Below are 6,724 nucleotides of genomic sequence, written 5' to 3'. Positions count from 1 at the left end.
CTTGTTTTAATGTCTGTCCTTCTTGTATTGGTCTTGTCTCGTTTAGTCAAACAACATTATCTAAGTCTCGATACCTATGATCAAATAACCGCGGAAATTGACGACCTCATCCAGAAGATCAGTGAAGAGCGCACAGGTCTATCCGAATACAAAAAGCGATATGCACAGATCATGGCTAAACTGATTAAACGAAATGCCGGCGATCTGGAAATGGACGAATTACGGAAGCTGCAAGAGGAATTGCGAGCGAAGATCGTATAGAGATTAGTTGTCCTGCCGACGTTTTATTTCCTGGGTAACCTCCTCTAACAGGCTTTTGAGTTCGGCCTCATGTCGTTCCCGGATCTTCTTCTCAATGATCTCCTCAATTTCCTTTTGTTTTTCAATCGGCAGTTCATCAAATTCAATGGGTTCGATAGGCCCTTTTGATTTTAGCATTTCCCCTTCTCCTGTGATCAACCAGGAAACATTTAACTGCGGATAGGTGCGTACAATATTTTCAATCACATCACTTCCAATAGAAGCCCTGTTCTTTTTCATTCGCAAGGTGTAACCGTTTGCGGCACCAATAGACAAGTCAAACTGCCGGGCACTGAGGCCAGCGTGTTGTATGAACTGCATTAAACGGTCAATTGTTTTTATCATCTAAACACAGGGGTTATTTGCATTCAAAAATAAGAAATATTCACACAATAGAGAAAAAATACTCTTGCTATTTGTAAATATAGAAAATAATCTATATACTTGTTATAGTGTTAATCCCTCCCATACCCCACATGCTTTGTTTAATTTAAATATGGGATTATGAAAACAATTAAAAACCTTCGCCGCCTGAATGAACTACACAACCTAATCGAACAGGAATGTACCGGATCACCCAAACAGTTGGCCAATCGGCTCTATGTTAGCGAGCGACTCATTTACTGCCTTATCGAGCAATTGCGCGATTACGGTGCGGAGGTACGGTATGACCGTGGTCGACGTACTTATTACTACCTATCTGATTTCCAGTTTGAAGTCAATATTTCTGTTGCTGTAGGAAATCAGCATGGCCGGACCCAAATCTACGCGGGATAGTACATTACCTGGGCTCCAATACCACAAACGGAATCACCATTTCCTCCAGGGATACCCCGCCGTGCTGGTAGGTATTACGGTAGTAGGAGACGTAGTGGTTGTAATTGTTGGGGTAGGCAAAAAAGAGGTCGTTTTTGGCAAAGATGAAGGAACTGCTCACCGTAATATTGGGCAGGTGCAGTCGCGCCGGCTGCTTTGCCTCAAACACGTCTTTTTCCTCATAGCTGAGGCTGCGTCCGGTCTTGTACCTTAGATTAAGGCTGGTTTCGCGATCCCCGATAACCTTTGAAGGCTGTTTTACGTTGATGGTCCCGTGATCTGTGGTAATGATCAATTTCATACCTATGCCCTGTGCCTGTTGTATTATTTCCAGCAAAGGGGAATTTTTAAACCAGCTCTGGGTAAGCGAGCGGTAGGCCTTATCATTCGAAGCCAGTTCTTTGATCACCTCCATTTCCGTTTTGGAATGGGAGAGCATGTCCACAAAATTGTAAACGATAACGGTTAGGTCGTTGTTTTTTTGTGAACGAAAATTCTGGCATAACGTACGCCCTTGTTTCAGGCTGCTGATTTTGTGGTATTCCCATTTTAAAGAAAGCCCCTGTCGGCTGAGCTGTTCCCTCAGGAATTCTGCCTCGAAAAGGTTCTTGCCGCCTTCATCAGTGTCATTTTTCCACCATTTCGGATACTTTTTTTCCATATCCAATGGCATGAGGCCCGAGAAAATGGCGTTCCTGGCATATTGAGTCGCTGTGGGCAGGATACTGAAATAGGGGGTTTCACTGGTCTTTTTGTAAAAGGGATTCAAGACATCTTCAAAGGCACACCACTGATCGTACCTCAGGTTGTCTATGACCACCCATAAAACGGGTTGTTCCCCCAACTGCGGTTTTACCAGTTTTTTGAACAGGGTATGGGACATTACGGGCCCATCTTCATCTGAAAACCAGTTTTCGTAGCGTTTTTCAATAAATTTCCCGAATTGGTTATTGGCTTCGACCTTTTGGGATTCCAGGATCTCAAACATCCCCGAATCTTCAATTTCTTCCAGCTGCAGTTCCCAGTATATCAGCTTGCGGTATAGATCTGACCACTCTTCCCAGGTGTTGACCATGGCCAGATCCATGGCGATTTTCCGGAATTCCTGCTGATAGTTCGCAGTGGTTTTTTCTGAAACCAGTCGGGAGTGATCCAAATTCTTTTTAAGGGAAAGCAGGATCTGGTTGGGATTTACAGGTTTTATAAGATAGTCGGCTATCTTCGAACCAATGGCCTCTTCCATAAGATACTCTTCCTCGCTCTTGGTGATCATCACCACCGGCAAAGAGGCATCAATGGCCTTTATTTCATTAAGGGTTTCCAGACCCGAAAGTCCCGGCATATTCTCGTCGAGGAAGACGATATCAAAACGGTTATCCCTGATTTCCTCCAGGGCATCCTGACCACTCTGACAGGTCTTTACCTCATAATCCCTGTCCTTCAAGAACAGCATGTGCGGCTTTAACAGGTCGATCTCATCATCTACCCACAATATGGAAATCTTTCTCATCTCTTTGATCCTGTTACAATTAATTAAATGATGGCTTCACCGGGATAAGAGGGTGCTGTGGCTTCCTCTATTATTCGAAGCAATTCAATACCTTTGAATTCAGTTAAGTGCTACTAAATTTCGGGTATCTTGTCAGCATCCAGTAAGCTCACAATCTTTAACGATCCAATTTACGGATTTATTAGAATTCCAAATGCTCTTGTCTTTCGACTGATTGAGCATCCTTACTTTCAACGGCTCAGGCATATTTCACAAATGGGCCTTTCTTACCTGGTGTACCCCGGCGCCCACCACACCCGTTTTCACCACGCACTGGGCAGTATGCACCTGATGCAGCAAGCTTTGCAAATACTTCGTTTTAAGGGAGTTGAGATCTCCCCGGAGGAAGAGGAAGGGCTGCTTTGTGCGATCTTGCTGCACGATATTGGCCACGGACCGTTTTCACACGCCATGGAAAGGGGAATCGCTGAAGGCCTTGATCATGAGAAATTGTCCCTGCATTTTATGCATGCGCTGAACGATAAGTTTAACGGAAGTTTAACGCTGGCCATAGAAATTTTCAAAGGCACCTATCCCCGGACCTTTATGAACCAGCTGGTTTCCAGTCAGCTCGATATGGACCGGCTGGACTATCTGAAAAGGGACAGTTTTTATACTGGGGTTGCCGAAGGGAATATCAGTGCAGAACGCATGATCAGCATGTTGAATGTGGTAGACGACAAGCTGGTCGTAGAGGAAAAGGGAATATATTCTATAGAGAAATTCCTGATGGCCCGGCGTTTTATGTATTGGCAGGTGTATCTGCACAAGACGGGCATTGTGGCCGAACAGCTGCTGATACGCATATTTATGAAAGCGAAGGAGTTGGTACAGTCCGGACAGATCCTTGAAGGCAGCAAGGCCCTGCTACACTTCCTGCAGGGGGATTTTCGCCCCGGCACTTTCACTCCGGAGGACCTGGAGCATTTTGCACAGTTGGATGATACAGATATCCTGGCCGCGATCAAGACCTGGCAATCCCATGAAGATGAAGCCCTGGCCAGGTTGTGTAAAATGCTGCTTACCCGCAGGCTGTTAAAGATCAAAATAGAAAGCGATCCGTTTTCAAAGGAAACAGAACAGCAATACAGGGAACAGTTGAAGGAATTACTGGGGATATCTATGGCCGATACGGGGTATTTCGTTTTCCGCGGAGCCATACAAAACCGTGCCTACAACCAGGAGGATCAGGGGATACACATCCTGAGAAAAAACGGCGAGGTTGTGGATGTGGTGGAAGCCTCTGACCATTTGAATTTGGTCGCACATTTCGAAACTGTGGAGAAGTACTATATCTGCTACCCAAAAGAGTGCGTAACCTAAATTTTCTTACTTTTGTGCCACGATTTTTAGGATAAACAGGAAATTTTGAAATTCACGGCCAGTCAGATTGCAGGTATACTCGAAGGAGTTGTTATTGGAGACCCCGAAATAGCCGTACACAAGCTGGCTAAAATAGAAGAAGGGCAGGAGGGGTCCCTTACCTTTCTGGCCAATCCTAAATACACTCCTTTTATTTATAGCACCGAAGCTTCCATTACCATAGTCAACAAGGATTTTGAACCTGAACAAGAATTGTCTACTACCCTGATCAAGGTGGATGATGCTTACAAATCCTTTTCCAAGTTACTGGAGTATTACAACCAGGTGAAAAACAATAAAACGGGAGTGGAATCCCCGGTATATATCTCTGAAACCGCAAAATATGGTTCGGATTTTTACCTGGGTGCCTTTTCCTATTTGGGCAATAATGTGCAAATCGGGGAAAATGCCAAGATCTATCCCAATGTGTATGTAGGGGACAACGTTAAGATTGGGGACAATGTGATGGTCTTTGCTGGAGCCAAGATCTATTCAGAATCCGTGATTGGGAACAATTGCGTGATCCACAGCGGGGCAATAATCGGGGCTGACGGCTTTGGTTTTACACCCAATCAAAATGGGGAATACACCAAAGTACCCCAGACCGGAAACGTGATCCTTGAGGACAATGTGGATGTAGGGGCTGGGACCACCATAGACCGGGCTACCCTGGGTAGTACCATCCTGCGAAAAGGTGTAAAACTAGACAACCAGATACAAATCGCACATAATGTCGAGATAGGTGAGCATACCGCTATTGCAGCACAGACGGGGATAGCAGGCTCAACCAAGATCGGCAAGAACTGCATGATAGGCGGACAGGTGGGCATCGTTGGTCATATAACTATTGGTGACCGTGTAAAGATACAGGCCCAATCAGGGATCACCAGAAATGTAAAGGATGATGAAACCCTTCAGGGATCCCCCGCACTGAATTATAATGACTACAACAAGTCCTATGTGCATTTCAAGAATTTACCTAAGATAGTGAGCGAAATTGATAAACGAATGAAAGGGAAAGATTCCTGATTTTCAGTATGGCAAAACAAAGAACAATAGCAAAGGAAGTCACCCTGCAAGGGGTGGGCTTACATACCGGGGAGAACGTTACTATGAAGTTTGTTCCCGCTCCTGTAAATCATGGATACGCATTTAAGCGGGTTGATTTGGAAGGGGAACCGATAATTGAAGCCGACGCCAATTTTGTGATCAACACCCAGCGTGGGACGAATCTTGAAAAGCGAGGGGTAAAGATACAGACCTCGGAGCACGTCCTGGCGGCATTGGTGGGGATGGAGGTCGATAACGTCATGATCGAGCTCGATTCCTCAGAGCCTCCGATTATGGATGGATCCTCCAAATTCTTCGTAGAAGCCATAGAAGAGGCGGGTATTGTTGAGCAGGAAGCGGAACGAGAGGACTACGTGGTTAAGGATGTGATCAGTTTTCGTGATGATGCCACCGGAAGTGAGATAACCGTTATTCCCGCTGAGGAATATCAGGTGACTACCATGGTGGATTTCGGCACCAAGGTACTGGGTACCCAGAATGCTACTTTGGAGCACATATCAGAATTCAAAACGGAAATAGCAGACGCACGGACCTTTAGTTTTCTGCATGAACTGGAAATGTTGCTCGAAAACGGCCTGATCAAGGGAGGGGATTTAAACAATGCCATTGTTTATGTCGATAAGGAAATTTCTCCTGAGACGATGAAAAAGCTGGAGAAAGCGTTTAACAAAAAGAAGCTCTCCGTAAAACCCAATGGGATTCTGGACAATCTTACGCTCCACCAGCCCAATGAGGCAGCCAGGCACAAACTGCTGGATGTTATCGGAGATCTTGCCCTGACGGGGTCGCGTATCCGGGGTAAGGTCATTGCCAACAAACCCGGCCACTACGTCAATACACAGTTTGCTAAAAAGCTCTCCAAGATCATTAAACTTGAAAAGAGGAATAAGGTGCCTCACTATGATCTGAACGAACCACCATTGATGGATATCAACCAGATCATGGCCATGTTACCCCACCGGCCACCTTTCCTGTTAATAGACCGGATACTGGAATTAACAGATCAATATGTAGTGGGTATGAAGAATGTTTCAATGAACGAACCATTTTTCGTAGGCCATTTTCCAGGGGCTCCCGTCATGCCCGGGGTACTCCAGATCGAAGCCATGGCGCAAACCGGGGGAATCCTGGTGCTGAGTACGGTACCTGACCCGGAGAATTACCTCACTTTTTTCATGAAGATCGATAATGTGAAGTTCAAGCAAAAAGTGCTTCCCGGTGACACCTTAATTTTTCATTGTAGCCTGATTTCTCCGATTAGAAGGGGGATCTGCCATATGCAGGCCTATGCGTATGCCAACAACAAATTGGTTTGTGAGGCGGAAATGATGGCACAAATCGCAAAAAAGAGTTAGTATGAATCAGCCGCTGGCGTATATACACCCTGGTGCTAAGATTGCCAAGAATGTTGTGGTAGAGCCCTTTACTACAATCCACAACAACGTAATCATAGGAGAGGGTACCTGGATCGGATCCAATGTTACCATTATGGAGGGGGCCCGGATTGGTAAAAACTGCAATATTTTTCCGGGTGCGATTATCAGTGCCCCACCTCAGGACCTTAAGTACAATGGGGAGGATACCACTGTGCATATCGGCGACAATACCACAGTTCGCGAATGCGCT

The 6,724-nt window shown here is 45.5% G+C and carries 7 protein-coding genes and 1 pseudogene; 6 read left to right on the top strand and 2 right to left on the bottom strand.

Annotated features, from left to right (window positions below):
- A partial coding sequence (locus AC4E7D_RS09960) for a hypothetical protein (RefSeq protein ID WP_490173649.1) occupies positions 1-261 on the top strand: 261 nt, incomplete at its 5' end.
- Positions 262-264: 3 nt separating this feature from the next.
- Here AC4E7D_RS09960 and AC4E7D_RS09955 read toward each other — a convergent pair.
- Entirely contained in the window at positions 265-645 is a 381-nt protein-coding gene (locus AC4E7D_RS09955) for a hypothetical protein (RefSeq protein WP_490173648.1), read from the bottom strand.
- A 159-nt stretch (positions 646-804) separates the two neighbouring features.
- Here AC4E7D_RS09955 and AC4E7D_RS09950 point away from each other — a divergent pair, with 159 nt between their 5' ends.
- Positions 805-1,077 carry an HTH domain-containing protein gene (locus AC4E7D_RS09950; protein WP_490173647.1) on the top strand — a complete coding sequence of 91 codons (273 nt, stop codon included), beginning with the start codon at positions 805-807 and terminating at the stop codon, positions 1,075-1,077.
- 4 nt (positions 1,078-1,081) lie between these two features.
- Here the strand turns inward: AC4E7D_RS09950 and porX are convergent, their stop codons facing one another.
- On the bottom strand, positions 1,082-2,626 hold the full coding sequence (porX, locus tag AC4E7D_RS09945) for a T9SS response regulator signal transducer PorX (RefSeq protein ID WP_490173646.1): 1,545 nt from the start codon (positions 2,624-2,626) through the stop codon (positions 1,082-1,084).
- A 129-nt stretch (positions 2,627-2,755) separates the two neighbouring features.
- Between porX and AC4E7D_RS09940 the strand changes: the two genes are divergently transcribed.
- From AC4E7D_RS09940 to AC4E7D_RS09925, 4 genes and pseudogenes are all read left to right on the top strand, one after another.
- A complete protein-coding gene (locus AC4E7D_RS09940; protein WP_490173645.1) occupies positions 2,756-3,988 on the top strand; it encodes an HD domain-containing protein in 1,233 nt (410 codons plus the stop codon).
- 45 nt (positions 3,989-4,033) lie between these two features.
- On the top strand, positions 4,034-5,056 hold the full coding sequence (gene lpxD / locus AC4E7D_RS09935) for a UDP-3-O-(3-hydroxymyristoyl)glucosamine N-acyltransferase (protein ID WP_490173644.1): 1,023 nt from the start codon (positions 4,034-4,036) through the stop codon (positions 5,054-5,056).
- 8 nt (positions 5,057-5,064) lie between these two features.
- Positions 5,065-6,453, top strand: a complete 1,389-nt coding sequence (locus AC4E7D_RS09930) for a bifunctional UDP-3-O-[3-hydroxymyristoyl] N-acetylglucosamine deacetylase/3-hydroxyacyl-ACP dehydratase (protein WP_490173643.1) — start codon at positions 5,065-5,067, stop codon at positions 6,451-6,453.
- A 1-nt stretch (position 6,454) separates the two neighbouring features.
- Positions 6,455-6,724 (top strand): annotated as a pseudogene (locus AC4E7D_RS09925) (acyl-ACP--UDP-N-acetylglucosamine O-acyltransferase); the annotation flags it as partial.

It is taken from the genome of Lentiprolixibacter sp., assembly GCF_982873095.1.
The sequence above is the reverse complement of the archived record's forward strand: the minus strand, read 5'-3'. Positions and strand labels throughout refer to the sequence as shown.

Bases quoted from the DNA above. Each gene is read 5' to 3' on its own strand.
- AC4E7D_RS09930 (WP_490173643.1), top strand. From the start codon at position 5,065: ATGGCAAAACAAAGAACAATAGCAAAGGAAGTCACCCTGCAAGGGGTG.
- porX (WP_490173646.1), bottom strand. From the start codon at position 2,626: ATGAGAAAGATTTCCATATTGTGGGTAGATGATGAGATCGACCTGTTA.
- AC4E7D_RS09950 (WP_490173647.1), top strand. From the start codon at position 805: ATGAAAACAATTAAAAACCTTCGCCGCCTGAATGAACTACACAACCTA.
- AC4E7D_RS09955 (WP_490173648.1), bottom strand. From the start codon at position 645: ATGATAAAAACAATTGACCGTTTAATGCAGTTCATACAACACGCTGGC.